At 67.3% G+C, this 20,205-nt stretch carries 17 protein-coding genes; 13 read left to right on the forward strand and 4 right to left on the reverse strand.

Annotated features, from left to right (window positions below; all coding sequences use genetic code 11):
- Nucleotides 1-3,078 carry an efflux RND transporter permease subunit gene (locus AACZ75_RS11905; RefSeq protein WP_339873074.1) on the forward strand — a complete coding sequence of 1,026 codons (3,078 nt, stop codon included), beginning with the start codon at nt 1-3 and terminating at the stop codon, nt 3,076-3,078.
- 347 nt (nt 3,079-3,425) lie between these two features.
- Here AACZ75_RS11905 and AACZ75_RS11910 read toward each other — a convergent pair whose 3' ends face one another.
- Together AACZ75_RS11910 and nhaA are read right to left on the reverse strand one after the other, a co-directional pair.
- Entirely contained in the window at nt 3,426-6,017 is a 2,592-nt protein-coding gene (locus AACZ75_RS11910; protein WP_339873075.1) for a TonB-dependent receptor, read from the reverse strand.
- A 309-nt stretch (nt 6,018-6,326) separates the two neighbouring features.
- Nucleotides 6,327-7,607, reverse strand: a complete 1,281-nt coding sequence (nhaA, locus tag AACZ75_RS11915) for a Na+/H+ antiporter NhaA (RefSeq protein WP_339873076.1) — start codon at nt 7,605-7,607, stop codon at nt 6,327-6,329.
- A 238-nt stretch (nt 7,608-7,845) separates the two neighbouring features.
- Between nhaA and AACZ75_RS11920 the strand changes: the two genes are divergently transcribed.
- A complete protein-coding gene (locus AACZ75_RS11920) occupies nt 7,846-9,258 on the forward strand; it encodes a YdiU family protein (RefSeq protein WP_339873077.1) in 1,413 nt (470 codons plus the stop codon).
- A gap of 190 nt (nt 9,259-9,448) precedes the next feature.
- Nucleotides 9,449-9,868, forward strand: coding sequence for a DoxX family protein (locus AACZ75_RS11925; RefSeq protein WP_339873078.1), 420 nt, complete (start codon nt 9,449-9,451; stop codon nt 9,866-9,868).
- A gap of 43 nt (nt 9,869-9,911) precedes the next feature.
- Here AACZ75_RS11925 and AACZ75_RS11930 read toward each other — a convergent pair whose 3' ends face one another.
- On the reverse strand, nt 9,912-10,475 hold the full coding sequence (locus tag AACZ75_RS11930; RefSeq protein WP_339873079.1) for a lipocalin family protein: 564 nt from the start codon (nt 10,473-10,475) through the stop codon (nt 9,912-9,914).
- A gap of 144 nt (nt 10,476-10,619) precedes the next feature.
- Between AACZ75_RS11930 and AACZ75_RS11935 the strand changes: the two genes are divergently transcribed.
- On the forward strand, nt 10,620-11,183 hold the full coding sequence (locus AACZ75_RS11935; RefSeq protein WP_339873080.1) for a hypothetical protein: 564 nt from the start codon (nt 10,620-10,622) through the stop codon (nt 11,181-11,183).
- Here the strand turns inward: AACZ75_RS11935 and AACZ75_RS11940 are convergent.
- Nucleotides 11,180-11,368: a DUF2256 domain-containing protein gene (locus AACZ75_RS11940; protein WP_339873081.1), complete on the reverse strand. Its 189-nt coding sequence runs from the start codon at nt 11,366-11,368 to the stop codon at nt 11,180-11,182. The genes AACZ75_RS11935 and AACZ75_RS11940 overlap by 4 nt on opposite strands.
- 49 nt (nt 11,369-11,417) lie before the next feature.
- Between AACZ75_RS11940 and AACZ75_RS11945 the strand changes: the two genes are divergently transcribed.
- The 9 genes from AACZ75_RS11945 (at nt 11,418) to AACZ75_RS11985 (ending at nt 20,176) form a co-directional block, all read left to right on the forward strand.
- Nucleotides 11,418-11,918: a MerR family DNA-binding transcriptional regulator gene (locus AACZ75_RS11945; protein WP_339873082.1), complete on the forward strand. Its 501-nt coding sequence runs from the start codon at nt 11,418-11,420 to the stop codon at nt 11,916-11,918.
- A 4-nt stretch (nt 11,919-11,922) separates the two neighbouring features.
- Nucleotides 11,923-13,707 (forward strand): acyl-CoA dehydrogenase C-terminal domain-containing protein, encoded by a 1,785-nt coding sequence (locus AACZ75_RS11950; RefSeq protein WP_339873083.1) that lies wholly within the window; start codon nt 11,923-11,925, stop codon nt 13,705-13,707.
- A 186-nt stretch (nt 13,708-13,893) separates the two neighbouring features.
- Entirely contained in the window at nt 13,894-15,057 is a 1,164-nt protein-coding gene (locus AACZ75_RS11955) for an acyl-CoA dehydrogenase family protein (protein WP_339873084.1), read from the forward strand.
- A gap of 10 nt (nt 15,058-15,067) precedes the next feature.
- Complete coding sequence (locus AACZ75_RS11960) at nt 15,068-15,460, forward strand: hypothetical protein (protein ID WP_339873085.1); 393 nt, start codon at nt 15,068-15,070, stop codon at nt 15,458-15,460.
- A 9-nt stretch (nt 15,461-15,469) separates the two neighbouring features.
- Complete coding sequence (locus tag AACZ75_RS11965; protein ID WP_339873086.1) at nt 15,470-16,303, forward strand: 16S rRNA (uracil(1498)-N(3))-methyltransferase; 834 nt, start codon at nt 15,470-15,472, stop codon at nt 16,301-16,303.
- A gap of 95 nt (nt 16,304-16,398) precedes the next feature.
- Entirely contained in the window at nt 16,399-17,760 is a 1,362-nt protein-coding gene (locus AACZ75_RS11970) for a glutamate--cysteine ligase (RefSeq protein WP_339873087.1), read from the forward strand.
- Between the two features lie 59 nt (nt 17,761-17,819).
- Nucleotides 17,820-18,098, forward strand: a complete 279-nt coding sequence (locus tag AACZ75_RS11975; RefSeq protein ID WP_339873088.1) for a hypothetical protein — start codon at nt 17,820-17,822, stop codon at nt 18,096-18,098.
- Nucleotides 18,099-18,171: 73 nt separating this feature from the next.
- Nucleotides 18,172-18,921, forward strand: coding sequence for a DUF72 domain-containing protein (locus tag AACZ75_RS11980; RefSeq protein WP_339873089.1), 750 nt, complete (start codon nt 18,172-18,174; stop codon nt 18,919-18,921).
- 196 nt (nt 18,922-19,117) lie between these two features.
- Nucleotides 19,118-20,176, forward strand: a complete 1,059-nt coding sequence (locus tag AACZ75_RS11985) for an NAD(P)-dependent alcohol dehydrogenase (protein ID WP_339873090.1) — start codon at nt 19,118-19,120, stop codon at nt 20,174-20,176.
- The last annotated feature ends 29 nt before the right edge of the window (nt 20,177-20,205 follow it).

The following is a 20,205-nucleotide window of genomic DNA, read 5'->3' on the forward strand; positions in this document are numbered from 1 at the left end:
ATGAACAACATCTCCGCCTGGTCTATCCGGAACCCGATCCCGGTCATCCTGCTGTTTCTGGTCCTGACCATCGCGGGCGTGGTCGGGTTCAGCACCATGGGGATCAACAACAATCCGGACGTGGAGGCCCCGATCATCTATGTGTCGGCCGGCCGTCCGGGGGCCGCCCCGAGCGAGCTCGAAACCCAGGTCACCCGTCTGATCGAGGACGCCGTCGTCGGCCTCGGCGGCGTCAAGACGATCAATTCGACCGTGGGCGACGGCTATTCGACCACGATTATCGAGTTCGAGCTGAGCACCGACGTCGAGCGCGCGACCAACGACGTGCGCAACGCCATGGCGCGGCTGCGCTCGTCCCTGCCGCAGGACATGCAGGAGCCGTCGGTCCAGCGCATCGACATCACCGGCGACAGCCTGATCACCTATGTGGTGCAGTCACCGTCGCTGAGTCCTGAGCAGCTGAGCTGGTTTGTCGACAACGACGTCAGCCGGGCGCTTCTGGCCGTTCCGGGGGTCGGCGAGGTCAACCGCCGGGGCGGCGTCGACCGCGAGATCCGGGTCGAGATCGATCCCGATCGTCTGGCCGCGCGCGGCATCACCGCGGCCCAGGTCAGCCAGTCGCTGGTGTCGGCCAACAGCGACCTGCCCGGCGGCCGGGTGACCGTCGCCGGTTCGGAGCGCGCGATCCGCATCCCGGGCGCGGCGAATTCGCTCGAGGAATTGCGCGACACCCGCATTCCGCTGGCGGGCGGCAACAGCGTGCGTCTGGGCGACATCGGCAAGGTGGAGGATTCCTGGTCGGAGCCCCGCTCGATCGCGCGCCACGATGGACAGCAGGTCGTCACCTTCAACATGCTGCGGTCGCGCGGGGCCAGCGAGGTCAAGGTCGCCGAACGGGTGCGGGAGGTCGTGGCCGAGCTCGACGAGGCCCATCCGGAGGTGTCGATCCAGCAGATCACCGCCAACGTCGAATACATCGAGGAAAGCTATCTCGCCTCGGTCGAGGCCCTGCTGATCGGGGCGGCCCTGGCGGTGCTGGTGGTGTTCCTGTTCCTGCGAGACCTGCGGGCGACGGCCATTGCCGCCGTGGCCCTGCCGCTGTCGCTGATTCCGGCCTTTGCGGTTCTGGCGGCGACGGGCCAGACGCTGAACGGCGTCACCCTGCTGGCGCTGTCGCTGGTCATCGGCATTCTGGTCGATGACGCCATCGTCGAGATCGAGAACATCGTCCGGCACATGCGCGACGGCAAGTCGCCCTATGACGCCGCGATCGAGGCGGCCGACGAGATCGGCCTGGCCGTGGTCGCCACCACCGCCACCATTATCGCCGTGTTCGCCCCGGTCGGCTTCATGCCCGGCATCATCGGCCAGTTCTTCATCGCCTTTGCCCTGGCGGCGTGCGTGGCGGTGTTCTTCTCGCTGGTGGTGGCCCGGATGCTGACGCCGCTGATGGGAGCCTATCTGCTGCGGCATTCCAGCAAACACCATGACGCTGACCCCTTCTGGATGGCCCCCTATCTGCGGGCGCTGCGGATCTCGCTGGGACACCGCTGGAAGGTGTTCGGGGCCGGCATTGTCATCTTCGCCGGCTCGATCTTCCTGGGCATGCAGGTGCCGGCGGAGCCGTTCCCGGCCGGCGACCAGGGCCGCGCCTCGTTCAGCGTCGAACTGCCTCCGGGCGCGACGCTGCAGGAGACCGACGCGGTCGTCGAACGGGTCACGGAGGCCCTGGCCGAGCGGCCCGAGGTCGAGTCCGTCTACAGTTCGATCAGCGTGGCCAGCGCCACGGTCATCGCCGACATGGTCGACAAGGGCGATCGCCGGTTGAACCAGCAGGAATTCGTCCGCCTGATGGTCGACCAGTTCCGTGACGTCCCCGGCGCGCGGATCGGTGCCGGCGGCGGCGGCGGCGGCGGGGGACCGGGCGACGGGACCCGCTTCAGCCTGTCACTGCTGAGCGACAACGGTCCGGCGCTGGAGGCCGCGACGCGCGCGGTCGAGGCCGAGATGCGCAACGTCCCCGGCCTGGCCAATGTGGTCAATACGGCCTCGATCGCCCGGCCGGAGATCCTGGTCACACCCAAGGCCGACCAGGCGGCCCTGATGGGCGTCTCGACCGGGGCCATCTCCCAGACCGTGCGCGTGGCGACCCTCGGCGACGTCGAGCAGAACCTGCCCAAATACAACCTCGGCGACCGGCAGATCCCGATCCGGCTGATGCTCAGCGAGGCGGCGCGCCAGGACCTGTCGGTGATCGAGACCCTGCGGGTGCCGACCTCCAGCGGCGCCGCCGTACCGCTGGGCGCGGTGGCCGACATCACCTTCGGGGCGGGGCCGTCCGAGATCAGCCGCCGCAACCGGTCGCGCGTCGGCACCATCACCGCCGAACTGGACGGCATCACCGTCGGCGAGGCCGCCCAGCGCGTACGGGCCCTGGAGTCGGTCAAGACTCTGCCCCCCGGCGTGCGCGAGGTGCCGTCCGGTGACGCTGAATTCCTGGCCGAGATGATCTCCGGCTTCGCCATCGCCTTCGGGTCAGGCCTGCTGCTGATGTATGCGGTGCTGGTGCTGCTGTTCCGCAGCTTTGCCTATCCGGTGACCATCATGGCCGCCCTGCCGCTGGCCATCGGCGGGGCCTTCATCGGCCTGTTGCTGGTCGGATCCGCCTTCTCGATCTCGTCGCTGATCGGGATCCTGATGTTGATGGGCATCGCCGCCAAGAACTCGATCCTGCTGGTCGACTACGTGATCATGGCCCGCAAGGGCGGCATGACCCGCTATGAGGCGCTGCTCGACGCGGCCCACAAACGGGCCCGGCCGATCATCATGACCACCGTGGCCATGGGCGCGGGCATGATGCCGATCGCCGTCGGCCTGGGGGCGGACGTCGCCTTCCGCCAGCCGATGGCCATTGCCGTGATCGGCGGGCTGATCACCTCGACCTTCCTGTCGCTGCTCTACATCCCGGCCATCTTCACCATCGTGGACGATATCGCGGCCTTCTTCGTCCGGCGCATGCACAAGATGTTCGAGGGCCAGCGCGACACGCCGGAAGGCACCAGACTGCCGGCCGAGTAGGCCGGGGCCCGACGGCCCCGTTCACCGGCCGGCGGCCTTGAGCCGTTGAGGGCAGCGCCGGGGACGCCCCGGTGCAATCCCCCTTGCGACCACGCGACGGCGGCGTCACGTGCCCGGCGTCCAGCGACCGCAAGCCCCCTCCGGCGTCGGCTTGAGCGCCGCCGGCGGAAGATCCGTCGCGCCTGGCGTTCGATCTGTGAGGGTGGGCACCCGGCCCGGGTCACGGCAGACGACCACAGCCCGGAGACCCGGCACATGGCCGCGATCTGGGGGGTGGACAGCGGACATGAAAAAGCCGGCCGGGGTTGCCCCCGGCCGGCTCTGTCATCTGCCTTGCGGCGTCGGGTCTAGAACTTGGCGCGCAGGGTCACGCCGTAGGTACGCGGCTGTCCCAGGAAGGCGTCGTAGGTCTGGGTGTCCAGCGCCGGGTTGTAGAAGGTGCCGTTGGGCTGGACCGTCTTCTGGAATGCCGAGCCTTGCAGCGGAGCATTGTAGGCGACCTGAACGTATTCCTCGTCGGTCAGGTTCTGGCCCCAGATCTCGATGGTCCAGCGCTCGTCATCGGTGCCCAGCATGATCCGGCCGTTGAGGAGCGTCAGCGCGTCCTGCTGCTTGTACGGCAGCAGGTCGGAACCGGTGTTGTACTCCGTCGAGTATTTGGCGGCCAGGCTCATGCCGATGCGCAGGCCGTTACCGATCGAGCGATCGAAGTTGACCGAGCCGGTGGTCGACCATTCGGGAGCGAACGAAGCGCGCGAACCCGGCAGCAGCGACAGTTGCGGGAAATTGCCCGGCGACGTCATGTCGGCGGCGGTGAAGTTGCCGTATTTCGCGTCCGTATAGGTGACGCCGCCCTGGAAGCTCAGGCCCTCGATCGGGGTGAACCACAGGAAGTCGGCGTCGACGCCGCGCGTGGTCAGCTCGGGGATCGACTCCACCACGAAGGCGGTGCCGAGGAAGGTGTTGAGCTGGAAGTCGGTGAACGTCTGATCGAAATAGGTCGCGTTCAGCAGGACCGACCGGTTGAACAGGGTGGTCTTGATGCCAGCTTCATAGCTGTCGACCACTTCGGACGGGAACAGCAGCGAGGTCGACGGCGTGATGCCGTTCTGAACCCGGTCGAGGTTGTAGCCGAAGCTCTTGTAGCCGCGGGCGTACGAGCCATAGACCATGACCTCGTCACTCATCCGGTACGACGCCTTGATCGTGCCGCTCAGCTCGCCGTCGTCGAAGTCTTCGGCGACGTTGCGATTGTTGAAGGCGCTGTTGGCCCACGGCAGGCAGATGGTGCCGATGATGGTCGAGGCGTTGGCACCGAGGACTCCGCCGATGGCACCGGCATTGGCCAGGGTGGCGTTGCAGGTATTGCTGTTGCCGTTGATGTTGCGTTGCTGCCCGGTGACGCTCTTGTCATCCTGGGTGTAGCGCAGGCCCAGGGTGATATCGAACGCGTCGGTGACGTGCCAGCTGTTGTTGGTGAAGATGGCGTACGACGTCGACTCCTGGACATAGGCATCGCGATAGCCCTGGCCGACGATAAAGCCGATGCCGCCGCCGCTGACAGCGCCGCCGGTGGTCAGGCAGGCACCCAGACCGCCCGCGGTTTGCGCGACGCGGGTGTAGCAGCCGACGGTACCCGGGCTAACCGGGAACGGTGCGCCACCGCCGGCGAGACCGGCGCTGAGCAGGAAGGACATGAAGGGCGTGTAGTCCGAACCGAAATACCAGCTGTCAGCCCGATTGATGTCTTCCTTGGTGGCGAACAGGCCGATCAGCCAGTCGAGCTTGTCCGTCGCGCCGGCGAGGCGGAACTCCTGGGTCAGGTTCTCGACCCCGTAGCCATACTCGCCGTCGTTGTTGCGATAGACGATGTCCGCACCGGTGTAGTCGGTGTCCATGCCGAGCGACGACGACCAGTCACGGGCCGAGGTCACCGAGGTCAGGGTCGCGCCGCCGAAGGCTTCAAGGTCGACGTTGATCTCGAGCGAAACGCCCTGGTCCTCGATATTCTGACCGGTGTCGCGGTTGGCGTAGGCCGTGCGCGAGAACGGCAGGGGGCCGAAACCGGCTGCCGGCGGAGCCTGGCCGGTGCCGACGGAGAGACCGTCGATGAAGGGATAGGTCGGGCCGGTCCGGAGCTGCACACCGACGCAGCAATATTCGGTGCGCTCGGAATAGTCGGCAATCAGGCGCATCGAGACCGAGTCGGTCGGCAGCCACAGCAGCTGGCCACGGATGGTCGAGAAATTCTGGTTGGCGTCGTCGGTCCGCGTGCGCTGACCGTCGCCGGTGTTGACGTTATAGAAGCCGTCCCGCTGGCGGTGGGCGACATAGAGGCGCGCAGCCAGGGTGTCGGTCAGCGGGCCGGTCAGCGAAGCCGACATGCCGATCTGGTCGAAGTTTCCGGACGTCAGTTCGGCGTTGAAGCCCGGGGTAAACGACGGGGCCTCGGTCAGGATGTTGATGACGCCGGCCGAGGTGTTCTTGCCGAACAGCGTGCCCTGCGGTCCCTTCAGGACCTCGATGCGGGACATCTCGCCCAGATCGCCGAAGCCGACCGAGTTGCGCGAACGGTACACGCCGTCGATCACGACGCCGACCGAGCTTTCCAGACCGGGGTTGTCACCGACGGTGCCGACGCCGCGGATACGGACCGTGGTCGAGGCTTCCGACTGGGTCGAGGTCACGGTCATGCCCGGCGTCAGGATCTGCAGATCCTTGATGTCGCGGACACCGGCGTTTTGCAGCGTCTCCTGCGACAGGGTCGTGACCACGATCGGCACGTCCTGGAGGTTCTGCTCGCGCTTCTGGGCCGTGACGATGATGTCGTCGACGGTGGTCGGCCCGGACTGGGCCGATGCGACGCCGGCAAATCCGAAGGCGACGGCACCGACGACTGCGGCAGAGGCAGTGCTACGAAGAAGGTTATGAAGGCGCATCGACGGCTCCCGACTGTGAGGCCGGACCGGTTCACACGGTCTCGGCGTTTCCTGATCCCTGGACCACGCCCTTCTTGCGGGGCGCGGGTGTTCACCCAATTCGGTAGTCCAACCCCGGGGAAGCGACAAGGAGCGTCAGCGTTAAGGGCCTGATTTCAGTCACTCCGTCGCCCCAACTGTGACGTGAAAGCGACAAAAGGCCATGACGTAAGGTCAAGATTTGGTCGAAAACCGTATTCGCTCGAGCGCTCGGCTTGGACGATCCCCCGATCGCGACGCACGCCGGGCGATCGTCCAATATTCGATCGGCTAGACGGCGGTTTCCACAGCGGAAACTTCGCCCCGGCGTGCACGGCGGCGCGTCGCCACCCCCAGGACCAGGGCCGCCAGGATGCCGGACAGCGCCGATCCCCCCAGAACGCCCAGCTTCACCTCGACCTGGAGCGGCGAATCGATCGCGCCCGGGAAGGCCAGGATGCCGATGAACAGACTCATGGTGAACCCGACCCCGCAGAGCAGGCTGACGCCATACAGTTCCAGCCAGGTCGCATCGGTCGGTCGACGGCCGATCTTCAGCGCCGAGGCCAGCCAGGCGGCCCCGAAGACGCCGATCTGCTTGCCGACAAACAGGCCCAGGGCGATGCCGAGCACCAGCGGCGCAAAGGCCTGCTCCAGACTCAGACCCGAGAAACTGACCCCGGCCTTGGCGAAGGCGAACAGGGGCAGCACCAGGAAGGCGACATAGGGGTGGAGGTCGTTCATCGCCTCCTTCAACGGACTCTGATCGTCGGACGGCCGCTCCGTGACCGGCACGATCAGGGCGAACAGCACCGCGGTCAGGGAGGTGCTGAGGCCGGACAGCACGGTGAGATACCAGATCACCGCAAAGCCCAGCACCCAGAAGGCGGCGGCGACCTTCTTGCCCCGCACCACAACCGCGCCGACCGCCAGCAGGCCGGCGACAGCGAGAAGCGGCTGGTAGTCCACACCCTCGCTGAAGAGGATGGCGATCAGGCCGATGGCCCCGAGGTCATCGACGATGGCCAGGGTCAGCAGGAAGATGCGCAGGGACGGCGGCAATTTGCTGGCCACCAGGGCGAAGATGGCCAGGGCGAAGGCGATGTCCGTGGCCAGCGGGATGGGCCAGCCGCGCTCCGGCCCGCCCAGCATGCCCGAGATCATAAGATAGACCAGGGCCGGGGCGACCATGCCGCCCACGGCCGCCAGGATCGGCGTCGCCAGTTTCTTGGGATCGCTCAACTCACCGCGGACGATCTCGAATTTGATCTCGAGGCCGACGACCAGGAAGAAGATGGCCATCAGGCCTTCCTTGATCCAGCTGGAGATCGACTCCTCCAGCCGCAGCGGCCCGACCTGCAGGACGTGAACGCTTTTCAGCCAGCTGAAATACAGATCGGACCAGGGCGAATTCGCGACGATCAGCGCCGCCAGGGCGGACAGGCCGAGAAACACGCCCGCGGCGGATTCGGTCTTGAGAAAGTCCAGCGTGGCCTTGCGCGATACAAAAACGTCCGGAAGCGCCGCGGCGACGTCGGCCGTCAGGGCGGCGAGCTTGTTCTTGCGCGGCAAAGCAGGTCTCCAGGATCAAAAAGACTGTATGTGACGTCAGGTTATCGACTGCCGTCGGACCGGATTCACCGCCCTCGCAGCAGTGCCGGCCCGGCCCGGCCATCCGCCCGGCCGGAGGGCGGGAGGTCGACACAGGCCTGATCTCTGATTCAACCATAGCCGCCGCGATCAGGCGGCTCAACACCCCCGACCGAAAACCCGTGTTGCGCTTCGGCCCGGCAGGCCGCATCTGCCCCCCATGCCCGTGTCCAGACGCTATCGCCCCGAACCCCGCTTCCCTGACCTGGGCAGCGAATTCTGCGACCCGGTCGCGCCCGCCGCCTTTCCGCAGACGACCCTGCGCTATCGCAACGACCGGGCCGCGGCCGAGGTCGGGCTGGAGGGCCTGACCGACGCCGAATGGATTGCTCATTTCGGCCGGTTCGAGCCCCTGCCCGGTCAAGCCGCCCCCGTGGCCATGCGCTATCACGGCCATCAGTTCCGCAGCTACAACGCCGACCTGGGCGACGGCCGCGGCTTCCTGGCGGCGCAACTGCGGAGCGGGGACGGCCGCCTGCTGGACCTGGGCACCAAGGGCTCGGGTACCACGCCCTGGTCGCGTGGCGGCGACGGCCGGCTGACACTGAAGGGCGGGGTGCGCGAAATCCTGGCCGCGACCCTGCTGGAAACCCTGGGCGTCCCGACCAGCCGGGCCTTCAGCCTGATCGAGACCGGCGAGGCGCTGCAGCGCGGCGACGAACCCTCCCCCACGCGCTCGGCCGTGCTGGTACGCCTGGGCCACAGCCATGTGCGCTTCGGCACCTTCCAGCGCGCGGCCTGGCATGAGCGGCCGGACCTGATCGCCACCCTGGTCGAGCATGTCCGCGGCCTCTACCACCCCGGGGTCGCGGCGGGGGATGTGCCCGGCCTGCTGCGCGCGGTGGTCGAGGCCTCGGCCCGGCTGAGCGCGCGCTGGATCGCCGCCGGCTTCGTCCATGGCGTGCTCAACACCGACAATCTCAATGTCACCGGCGAGAGCTTCGACTACGGGCCGTGGCGCTTCCTGCCCCATTACGAGCCCGGCTTTACCGCCGCCTATTTCGACCAGTTCGGCCTCTACGCCTTCGCCCGCCAGCCCGAGGCCGTGTTCTGGAACCTGACCCAGCTGGCCGGCTGCCTGAAACTGGTCGCCGAGGCCGAGCCCCTGACCGAGGCCCTGAACGGGTTCGGGCCCGCCTATATCCGCGAGCTGCGCACCGCCTTCCTGATGCGGCTGGGCGTGCACAGCGCCGGTGAGGCGGCGGACCAGACCCTGCTCGACACGACCCTGGCCTTCCTGCGGGAATCCGGGGCAGCCCTGCGATGGGAGCCGCTGTTCTTCGACTGGTTCGGCGGCTTTGCCTCGTCGGCACGGGCCCTGGCCGGACCCCGGGCAGGCCTCTATCGCGGCGAGACGTTTGAAGCCTTCCGTGCCGCCCTGTTCGATCATGAGAGCGACCGGCCCGAGCGGCTGGAACACCCGGTTTTCGCCGCCGCCGACCCCGAGGAACTGCTGATCGATGAGGTCGAGGCCGTGTGGGCCGCGATTGCCGCGCGCGACGACTGGGATCCGTTCGCAGCCAAGCTGGCCCGTCTGGAGGCGTCGCGCGGTGCCTATGCCCTGTCACGTTAAGCGTGGCCCTTAACGGGATCGAGATGTCGCAGGCCTATGCATACGGTGACGCCTCCGCCCCGTAGCTCGGGTCAGAGGCATCACAGAACGTTACGGCGACGGCCACCCCCTTGCGGTTCCGAACCGGCGATCTGATGTAGCGTCTGTTACAGTTCGCTTCCCCCTTCCGCCAGATCACCCCATCACCACCATGACCACACAGACCCTGACCCCCCGCCGCCGCGCCATGGCGGATTATCTGAACCTGACGCTGTGGACGCTGCAGGGCTGGCTGGCGATGTTCTTCGCCGGGGCCGGCTATGCCAAGCTGACCGAGCCGATGGCCAATCTGGTCGAACTGATGCGCTGGCCCGCGCGCGTCAGCGAGAATCTGGTGCGGGGCCTGGGCCTGGCCGAACTCGTGCTGGCCGCCCTGATGCTGGTCCCGCTGTTGTCGTGGCGGGTGGGCCGCCCCCTGCTGGTGACGGCCGCCGCCGGCCTGCTGGTGCTGGAAGTCGTCATGCTGACGATCCACGCCGCGAGCCTGGACGTCGGCCCCGCGGTGACCAATCTGATCCTGATCTCCCTCACGGTGCCGGTGCTGTGGTTTCGGGCGCGCGAGGTTCGCTAGACGGCGGCGCGGGTGAGCCGCCCCGGCGCGCCCCTTCCTCGCCTCAGGCCGGCGGCTGTTCGACCGGCCGGACCAGCGAGACATCATAGCCCAATACCCGCGTCCGGTTCAGGATGGTCTCGCGAACCTGGGCGGACGGTTGGGGCGTGCGGCTGAGAAGCCAGAGGTAGCGGCCGGACGGCTCACCGACGATGGACCATGAATAGTCCTCAGCCCGGTCCAGAACCCAGTAGTTCCCGAGGAAGAAGGGGCCGAAGAAGGAGACCCTGAGCTTGGCGCCGCCGCTGTCGGCGACGACCCGGGCCCGGCCCTCGACGATCGTCTCCTCCCCCGCGACATCGCCCTGACGGCAAGAATTTCGCACGCCGATGAGGCCGTCGTCGCGCACGGTGTAGAGGGCGGTCACGCCCTCGCAATCTCGTTCGAAGCCGTTCTCGTAGCGACCGATCTCGTACCAGAGTCCGGCGTAGCGGTTCAGATCAACGGTCCGGGCGGGCTGGGGCACGGCCGGATTGCCGACCGGGCCGCGCTCAAGCGTCGCGCAGGCCGCAAGGGCGAGGGCCGCACCGGAGAGCACGACGAGGGGCAGGCGGCGATGGCGGGTCATGGGCGGCGAACGGACAGGGCGGGACGAAGTTCCGGGCCCGACATCGTGAGCGTGGCCCGAGCCCGGAGGGCCGGCTTGCACTTAGTTCAAGCTTCACGGCTAGTGGTGCGTTCGGGCGAGGTCGCGCCCCGGGGAACGCAAGACATGCAGATCGCCACTGCCCAGTCCGATATGGCGCGCGCCCACGTCCACGGGGCACCGGGGGTGTTCGTATCGGGCGTGGTGTGGCTGATCGCGGGAGGACTGTGGGACCGGCAGGGCGTTGTGAGCGGATTCTACGCACTCTTCGTCGGCGGGATCCTGATCTTCCCGGTCTCGCTGCTGATTTCGCGCGCCGTGTTCCGGGCCCCGCGGGCGGTGCCGGGCAATCCGCTGGAACGGCTGGCGCTGGAGAGCACCTTCATCCTCTTTTCCGGTATCCTGCTGGCCTATTGCTTCCTGCGCACGGCGCCGGAACTCGCGTTCCCGGCGATGGCCGTGTCCATCGGTGTTCGGTATCTGGTCTTCCGCACGGTCTACGGCAGTTCGGTCTACTGGGTTCTGGGTGGCGCGCTGGCTGTCATCGGCACCCTGACGGCGCTGGCGATGATCACCCTGCCCGTCAACCTGGCCCTGATCGTCGGCGCGATCGAGATCGTTATGTCCGGCGCGATCCTGCTACTCGGAAAGTCGCGCCGCCAGACAGGCACCAGCCAGGTGGCATCCTAGCGGTCGGACCCGGACGCCGGGCCTGCGGACGCCGCGCGGCAGCGATCTGAACAGACCTTCACCGCCTCCCAGTCGCGCGCCCATTTCCGGCGCCATGAGAACGGTCGGCCGCAGACGACGCAGGTCTTCTGCGGCAGGTCGCGCTTGTCGGGGGCGCTGCCCAGATTGACGTGTTTGCGCGCCATGCCCAGCTAAAGGCTTCCCTTTACGTGCACGTCAAGTTATGACTTGGCCATGGCGACCGCAGACGATCACCGCACCTATTCGATCCGGCAGCTCTGCCGCGAGTTCGGCGCGACGGCCCGGGCCCTGCGATTCTACGAGGACAAGGGCCTCCTGACCCCGGCCCGCAAGGGTCAGACCCGGGTCTATGACGCCCGTGACCGGGCCCGGCTGAAGCTGATCCTGCGCGGCCGCCGCATCGGCTTCTCCCTGCTCGAGATCCAGGAGATGCTGGACCTCTATGATCACGACGATCACAACGCCCACCAGATGGCCGTGGCCCTGCGCCGCCACCGGGCCCAGATCGCCGCGCTGAAACAGCAGCGCGAGGACCTCGACGCCGCCATCGAGACAGCCGAGGAAGCCTGCGCCGTGATGGAACGCAAGCTGGGCGAACATCGCCCCGACCTGCTGCCCGGTGCCGACGAATACGCCAATCTGCTCAAGGCCCGGCTCAACCCTGAACACGGCCCCGGCCACTCCCTCCTTCAGCCCTTCAAAGCGAGAGCGTAATCCCATGGCCTACAAGGCGCCCGTCCGCGACCTGACCTTCATCCTGAACGATGTTCTGGAGATTGACCGCTACGCCAACCACCCCGGTTTCGCCGACGTCTCATCCGACCTGGTCGGCCAGATTCTCGAGGAGGGCGCGAAATTCGCCGAGGAAGTCATCGCCCCGCTGAACCGGGTCGGCGACCTGGAAGGCTGCAAGTGGGACAACGGCAAGGTCACCGGTCCGACCGGCTGGAAGGAAGGCTATCAGCAGATGGTCGCCGCCGGCTGGCCGGCCCTGTCGGCCCTGCCCGAGCACGGCGGCCAGGGCATGCCCGCGGTCGTGGCCATGGCCTTCGGCACGATGACCGCGGCCGCCAGCCCGGCCTTTTCCATGTATCCGGGCCTGACCGCCGGGGCCTACTGGGGGCTGAACGCCAATGGCTCGGATGAGCTGAAGGCCCGTTACCTGCCGAAGATGGCGACGGGCGAATGGGGCGGCACCATGAATCTGACCGAGCCGCAGTGCGGCACGGACCTGGGCCTGATCCGCACCAAGGCGGTGCCGAACGACGACGGCAGCTACAACATCACCGGCCAGAAGATCTGGATCAGCTCGGGCGAGCACGATTTCACCGACAACATCATCCATCTGGTGCTGGCCCGCATCGAGGGGGCCCCGGCCGGGATCAAGGGCATCAGCCTGTTCGTCGTGCCCAAGGTGTTCGTCAACGACGACGGCAGCCTGGGCGAGCGCAATGTCGGCGCGGCCTGCGGCGGCCTCGAGCACAAGATGGGCATCCACGGCAATGCCACCTGTGTGATGGACTACGACAATGCCAAGGGCTGGCTGGTCGGGACCGAGAACAAGGGCATGGCGGCCATGTTCGTGATGATGAACGAGGCCCGTCTCGGCACCGGCCTGCAGGGCCTGTCGATCGGCACCGCCGCCTATCAGGCCGCCGTCGAATTCGCCCGCGACCGCCTGCAGGGCCGCTCGCTGACCGGACCGAAGAGCCCGGAATTGCCGGCGGACTCGATCATGGTCCACCCGGACGTCCGGCGCATGCTTCTGGAAGCCCGGGCCTTCGTCGAAGGCGGCCAGGCCTTCACCCTGTGGACCGCGCTGCAGGCCGATCTGCAGCATTCCGACGATGAGGCCGAGGCCCAGAAGGCCAGCGACTACATGGGCCTGGTCACGCCGGTGCTGAAAGCCTACCTGACCGACAAGGGCTTCCACGTCGCCTCACTGGGCATGCAGGTGCACGGCGGCAGCGGCTACACCGAGCATTTCCCGGCCAGCCAGTATCTGCGCGATGCGCGGATCACCATGATCTACGAGGGCGCCAACGGCATCCAGGCCCTGGACCTGGTCGGTCGCAAGCTGCCGTCCAAGGGCGGCCGGGCGATCATGAGCTGGTTCGCCGACATCGACGCCTTCGTCAGCGAGAATGACGGCGACACGCCCATCAAGCCCTTCATCACCGGCCTGGCCGATGCGAAGAAGAAGCTGCAGGACGGCACCATGTGGCTGATGCAGAACGGCATGGCCAATCCCGACAACGCCGGGGCCGCCTCGACCGACTATCTGCACCTCTTCGGCCTGACGGCGCTGGCCTATATGTGGGCCCAGATGGCCAAGGCCGCCCAGGCGAAGATCGCCGCCGGCGACACCGACCCCTTCTATGTCACCAAGCTGCAGACCGGCCGCTATTTCGTCGAACGCATCCTGCCCGACGCCGAGGCCCATCTGGTCAAGATGAAGACCGGGGCCGAGGTGCTGATGGACATGCCCGCCGAGGCGTTTTGATTTAATAGGTCTCCTCCCTGTCGCGTAGCGATGGGGAGGTGGCGCGGCGCGTCTTCGCGCCGTGACGGAGGGGCTGCCGGCCTCGGACTCGGTCTGATTTGGCGGCCTGTTGAAACTGTGCGGTGGACATAGCCCCTCCACCGCTTCGCGGTCCCCCTCCCCACGGAGTGGGGAGGAGACAAGATCATGAACGTCCTTCAAACCCCCGAACCCGATTTCATGCAGGACGAGGACATCACCCTCTTCGGCGACAGCGTCGGCAAATGGATCGACGAGCATGCGCCGCCCGAGGCGGTCCAGGACTGGATCGCCAACTCCAGCGTGCCGCGCGACCTGTGGACCCGGTCCGGCGAGGCCGGTCTGCTGGGCCTGTCGATGCCCGAGGAAGACGGCGGCATGGGTGGCGACTACCGGCACGAGGTGGTGTTGATGCGCCAGCTGGGCTGGAAGGGCGCGGACCATTTCGGCATCTCGCTGCACAACGCGATCGTCATGCCCTACATCTGGCACTACGGCACCGCCGAGCAGAAGGCGCGCTGGCTGCCGAAACTGGCCTCGGGCGAGCTGGTCGGGGCCATCGCCATGACCGAGCCGGGCGCGGGCAGCGACCTGCAGGGCGTCAAGACGACGGCGCTCAAGAGCGGCAACCAGTATGTGGTCAACGGCTCCAAGACCTTCATCACCAACGGCCAGCTGGCCAATTTCGTCATCGTCGTGGCCAAGACCGACCCGAGCCTGGGGGCCAAGGGCACCAGTCTGATCGTGGTCGAGACCGACGGGGCCGAGGGCTTCGAGCGCGGCCGCAACCTGCACAAGATCGGCATGGAGGGGAACGACACCTCCGAGCTGTTCTTCAACGAGGTCAAGGTCCCCGGCGAGAATGTCATCGGCGGCACCGAGGGCCAGGGCTTCGTCCAGCTGATGCAGCAACTGCCGCAGGAACGGCTCAACATCGCCGTCCAGGGCGTCGCCGCGGCCGAGCGCGGCCTGCAGGAGACGCTGGCCTATGTGAAGGAGCGCAAGGCGTTCGGGAAACGGGTCATCGACTTCCAGAACACCCAGTTCAAACTGGCCGAGGTGAAGACGAAACTGACCGTGGCCAAGGTGTTCGTCGACCACTGTATCGGCCTGCACCTGAAGGGGCAGCTGGACGCGGTCACCGCCTCGATGGCCAAATACTGGGTCAGCGACATCCAGGGCGAGGTGATCGACGAAATGCTGCAGCTGCACGGCGGCTACGGCTATATGAACGAATATCCGATCGCCCAGCTGTACAAGGACGCCCGCGTCCAGCGCATCTACGGCGGCACCAACGAGATCATGAAGCTGCTGATCGCCCGGTCGCTTTAGGAAAACGCCCGTGCGCAAGACCGCCAAGCAACGCCTGGCCGAACGGGAGGCCCGGGCCCGGTCCGAGCTGATGGACAGTCTGTTCGATCCCTGGATCGGCGGGGCGGACCATGCCGCCACCCGAGCCCGCCTCGGTGCCGTCGATCCGCTGGACGCGGCCCAGGTCAACAGGGCGATGCAGGCGGATATCGTTCCGGCGCTGGGCGAGATGACACGCGAAACCCAGGCCCGCATTCGCGCCGCCCTGACCGTCCTGGCCCAGAGTGACGGCGAGGAGTTCCGCGCCTACTGGCTGGAGCTGCGCGCGCCGTTCGGCACCACCGGGGCCGACGCCGACGCCATCTTCCCCGTGCTGGCAAAATCGCTGGGCGTGCGACTCCCCGAGACGTCGACCGACGGCTAGGGTCGCGCCATGATCCGACTCTTCGTGCCCCAGCCGCTCACCCACGATGCGGCCATCATGCCCACACTCGACCAGTCACGTTACCTGTCCCAGGTCATGCGGCTGAAGATCGGCGACAGCCTGCTGGTGTTCAACGGCGTCGACGGGGAATGGCGCTGCGTCATCGCCGAGGTGCTGAAAAAGGGTGTGGTGCTGCGGGCCGAGGACGCGGTGCGGCCGCAGGCCACGGGTCCGGATGTGGAACTGCTGATCAGCGTGGTCAAGAAGAGCGCGCTGGAGTTCGCGGTCGAGAAGGCCACGGAACTGGGCGTGCGACGGGTCCGGTTGGTGATCACCCACCGGACCCAGACCCAGCACGTGCGGATGGACCGTCTCGACGCCATTGCCATCGAGGCGGCGGAACAGACGGGGCGGCTGGACGTGCCGCTGGTCGACGCCCCGGTCAAGCTGGGCGCGCTGCTGGACGACTGGCCGCCGGACCGGCGGCTGATGTTCTGCGACGAGTCCGGCGGTGCACCGGTGATGGCGGCGCTGAATCCTCCCCCTTTGGGGGAGGGGGACCGCGAAGCGGTGGAGGGGGTCGATCCGTCCGCCGGTGCCGGGAGCGTGCCGCCTCCACCACCCTTCGGATGGTCCCCCTCTCCCGATGGGGGAGGAATGTCGCAGCCCTGGGCCGTGCTGATCGGCCCCGAGGGCGGCTTCGCCCCCGAGGAGCGTGAACGCCTGCTGGGCCTGCCCTTCACCACCGCCGTCTCGCTGGGACCGCGCATCCTGCGCGCCGACACCGCCGCCATCGCCGCCCTGACCCTGTGGCAGGCCGCCGTCGGCGACTGGGATCGCTGAACCGCTCGACAGGGACGCCCCTTGAGCCGCGCGACCGCGACTCCCATCTAGCCACAACAGGCCGTACGCTCCCTGCGACGGACAAGGGATGCACCATGGTCGATCAGGAACCGCTTTCGCTCGCACAGCTGACGGCCGTCATGTCCGACGGGGCCAAGCCCCGGCCCCAGTGGCGCATCGGCACCGAGCACGAGAAATTCGGCTTCGATCGCACCACCCTGCGCCGTCCGGCCTATGAGGGCGACAATGGCATCCGCGCCATGCTGACCGGCCTGCAGCGCTTCGGCTGGACCCCCGTTGAAGAGGCGGGTCACGTGATCGCGCTGGAACGGAAGAACAACGAGGGCTTCTCGGCCTCGATCAGCCTCGAGCCGGGCGGCCAGTTTGAACTGTCGGGCGCGCCGCTGAAGGACATCCACGACATCTGCAACGAGACCGGCCAGCATCTGATGGAGGTGAAGATGGTCGCCGACGAGATCGGCCTCGGCTTCCTGGGGGCCGGGTTCGACCCGCTGTGGGCCCGCGAGGACATCCCGATCATGCCCAAGGGCCGCTACGAGATCATGCGCGCCTATATGCCGAAGAAGGGCGGGCTGGGCCTCGACATGATGCTGCGCACCTGCACCATCCAGGCCAATCTGGACTTCGACTCCGAGGCCGACATGGTGGCCAAATTCCGGACCAGTCTGGCACTGCAGCCGATCGCCACCGCCCTGTTCGCCTGTTCGCCCTTTACCGAGGGCAAGCCCAACGGCTTCCTGTCGGCCCGCGCCAATGTCTGGACCGACACCGATCCGGACCGCACCGGCATGCTGGACTTCGTCTTCGCCGAGGGCTTCGGCTACGAGACCTATGCCAACTATGCCCTCGACACACCGATGTATTTCGCCAAGCGCGGCGAACGCTACATCGACGCCTCGGGCCAGTCGTTCCGCGACTTTCTCAAAGGCGAGCTGCCGGCCCTGCCCGGTGAGCGGCCGACACTCAAGGACTGGGGTGATCACCTGACCACCCTGTTCCCCGAGGTGCGGCTGAAATCCTATCTGGAGATGCGCGGCGCCGACGGCGGCCCGTGGAGCCGGATCTGCGGCCTGCCCGCCCTGTGGGCCGGCATCCTGTATGACGCCCCGTCGCTCGCCGCCGCCTGGGACCTGTGCAAGGACTGGGACATCGCCGACCACGAACGCCTGCGCCGCGACGTCACCCGGCTGGGCCTGAAGGCCGAGGTCGCCGGCCGTTCGGTGCGCGACATCGCCGTCGACATGGTGGCCATCGCCCGCCAGGGCCTGAAGAACCGGGCCCGCTTCAGCGGCGGCATGGTCGACGAGCGCGGCTATCTGTCCGAGCTGGAGGACATCGCCGACAGCGGCATCACCCCGGCCGACCGTTTGCTGTCGCTGTATCACGGCGAATGGGAAGGCGACGTCACGCGCATGTACCGCGACTTCGCCTACTGAATTCGGACGGTCCCGGGCCTGTCCCGGGAACGCCTGGCCAGCTTGAGCATTGGCTTTGCATGACCCATGAAACGCCCCCGCCCGATCACCCGACGGAACGGCCCGCCGATCACGACGCCCGCCTGTCGGACGGCCCCGCCATTCCGGCAAAGGACGCCAAACAGGGCCGCAGCGGCCTTCGGATCCTCTGGGTTCTGCTGATCTCCCTGGTCCTGATCGTGGCGATCTTCGGCGTCATCTACGCCGCCCAGGCACCCGGGCTGAGCCAGACCGAGGCCCAGACCGAGGCCCTGCCGATGCCGACCGAGTTGCAGCCGCAGGCAGAGACTCCGCGATAAGCGGCCGATGGGCAGATGAAAGTCGCGACGGACGCGGATAGGATCACCCCCGACGCTCCACCGGAGTTCTTCCATGACGGGCAGGATCCACATCGGCACCGGCGGCTGGACCTATGAGCCGTGGCGCGGGGTCTTCTATCCGCCCGGCCTGGTGCAGAAGCGCGAGCTGGAATTCGCCTCACGGGCCCTGACCTCGATCGAGATCAACGGCACCTACTATTCGACCTTCAAGCCCGACAGCTGGATCAAGTGGCGCGACGAGACGCCGGACGGGTTCGTGTTCGCGGTCAAGGCCAGTCGCTACTGCACCAATCGCAAGGTGTTGGCCGGGATGGGCGAGTCGATGGGACGGTTCCTCGACCAGGGGCTGACGGCGCTGGGCGACAAGCTGGGGCCGGTCAATTGGCAATTCATGGGCACGAAACGGTTCGAGCCCGAGGATTTCGAGGCCTTCCTGAAGCTGCTGCCGCAGGAGAAGGACGGGGTGCGGCTTCGGCATGCGCTGGAGGTGCGGCACCCCAGCTTCGACACGCAACAGTTCTATGATCTGGCCGCGAAATACGGCGCGGCCATCGTCTATGCCGTCGACGATGAATCGCCGGACTGGCCGCGTATCGACCAGCCGACCGCCGACTTTACCTATGCCCGGCTGATGTCCAGCCGCGAGGATGAGCCGACCGGCCTGACGACCGGCGAGCTGGATGCCGTCGCCGCCCAGACCCGCGCCTGGGCTGAACGCGGCGCGGTGTTCGCCTATTTCATCTCGGGGGCGAAGGTGCGCAATCCGGCCGCGGCCCAGGCGCTGATCGCGGCACTGGGCTGAGGCGGCGCGCGCCGTCCGGTTCTGACGCAGGGCCGTGCCATAAGGGGTTTGCGGCCGGGTCCGGACCGGCCCTGTGGGGCCCAGGGCGGACTCAGTGGACTCAGTGGACCGTGTTTTTCAGGGGCCGGCTCGCCTTGCGACAACCGGCCCAAGACCACATCTAAAGGCCCCCGCCGCCAGACCGGAAGCCCTCTTCATGCCCATCGCCACCCGCGCCTTCGCCGCGACCGCCGCCCATACGCCGCTGTCGCCCTACAGTTTCGAGCGGCGCGATCCCGGCCCGGACGATGTGGCCATCGACATCCAGTTCTGCGGCGTCTGCCATTCGGACCTGCACGTCGCCAACAACGACCTGGGCAATACCCGCTATCCGATCGTGCCCGGCCACGAGATCGCCGGCGTCGTTGCGGCGGTCGGCGCGGACGTGACCCGTTTCAAGGTCGGCGACCGGGTCGGCGTCGGCTGTATGGTCGACAGCTGCCGCACCTGCGCCGCCTGCCAGGAGGGTGAGGAACAGTATTGTGTGCCGGGCATGACCCAGACCTATGGCTCGCCCGATCCCAAGGGGGCCGCCGTCGGCCAGGCCGTGACCCAGGGCGGCTATGCCGACCACATCACGGTCGACCAGAACTATGTGCTGTCGATCCCGGATTCGATCCCGCTGGACGCCGCCGCCCCGCTGCTGTGCGCCGGCATCACCACCTATTCGCCGCTGAAGGAATGGAAGGTCGGCCCCGGCTCGAAGGTCGCCGTGATCGGCCTGGGCGGGCTCGGCCATATGGCCGTCAAACAGGCCGCGGCCATGGGGGCCGAGGTCACCGTGCTGTCGACCTCGGACCGCAAGAAGGCCGACGCCGAGCGGATGGGGGCCAAACATTTCCTGATCAATTCCGACACGGCGGCCATGGCGGCGGCGGGCGAGAAATTCGACCTGATCATCAACACCGTCTCGGCCACGCACGAGATCGCCAGCCACGTCAATCTGCTGGCCCGCGACGGCACCATGGTCATGCTGGGCCTGTCGACCGAGGGCATGCCGGTCTACGCCCTGCCCCTGCTGTGGCGTCGCCGCCGCATCGCCGGCTCGCTGATCGGCGGCATCCGCGAAACCCAGGAGATGCTCGACTTTTGCGCCGAGCACGGCATTGCCTGCGAGATCGAGGTCATCGCCCCCGAGCAGATCAATGACGCCTACACCCGGATGGAGAAGTCCGACGTCCGCTATCGCTTCGTCCTCGACATGGCCCGGCTCTAGACACGGACAGCGGGTGCGTTCCGGACACG

The sequence above is a fragment of the uncultured Brevundimonas sp. genome (assembly GCF_963975535.1).
GTDB lineage: Bacteria > Pseudomonadota > Alphaproteobacteria > Caulobacterales > Caulobacteraceae > Brevundimonas.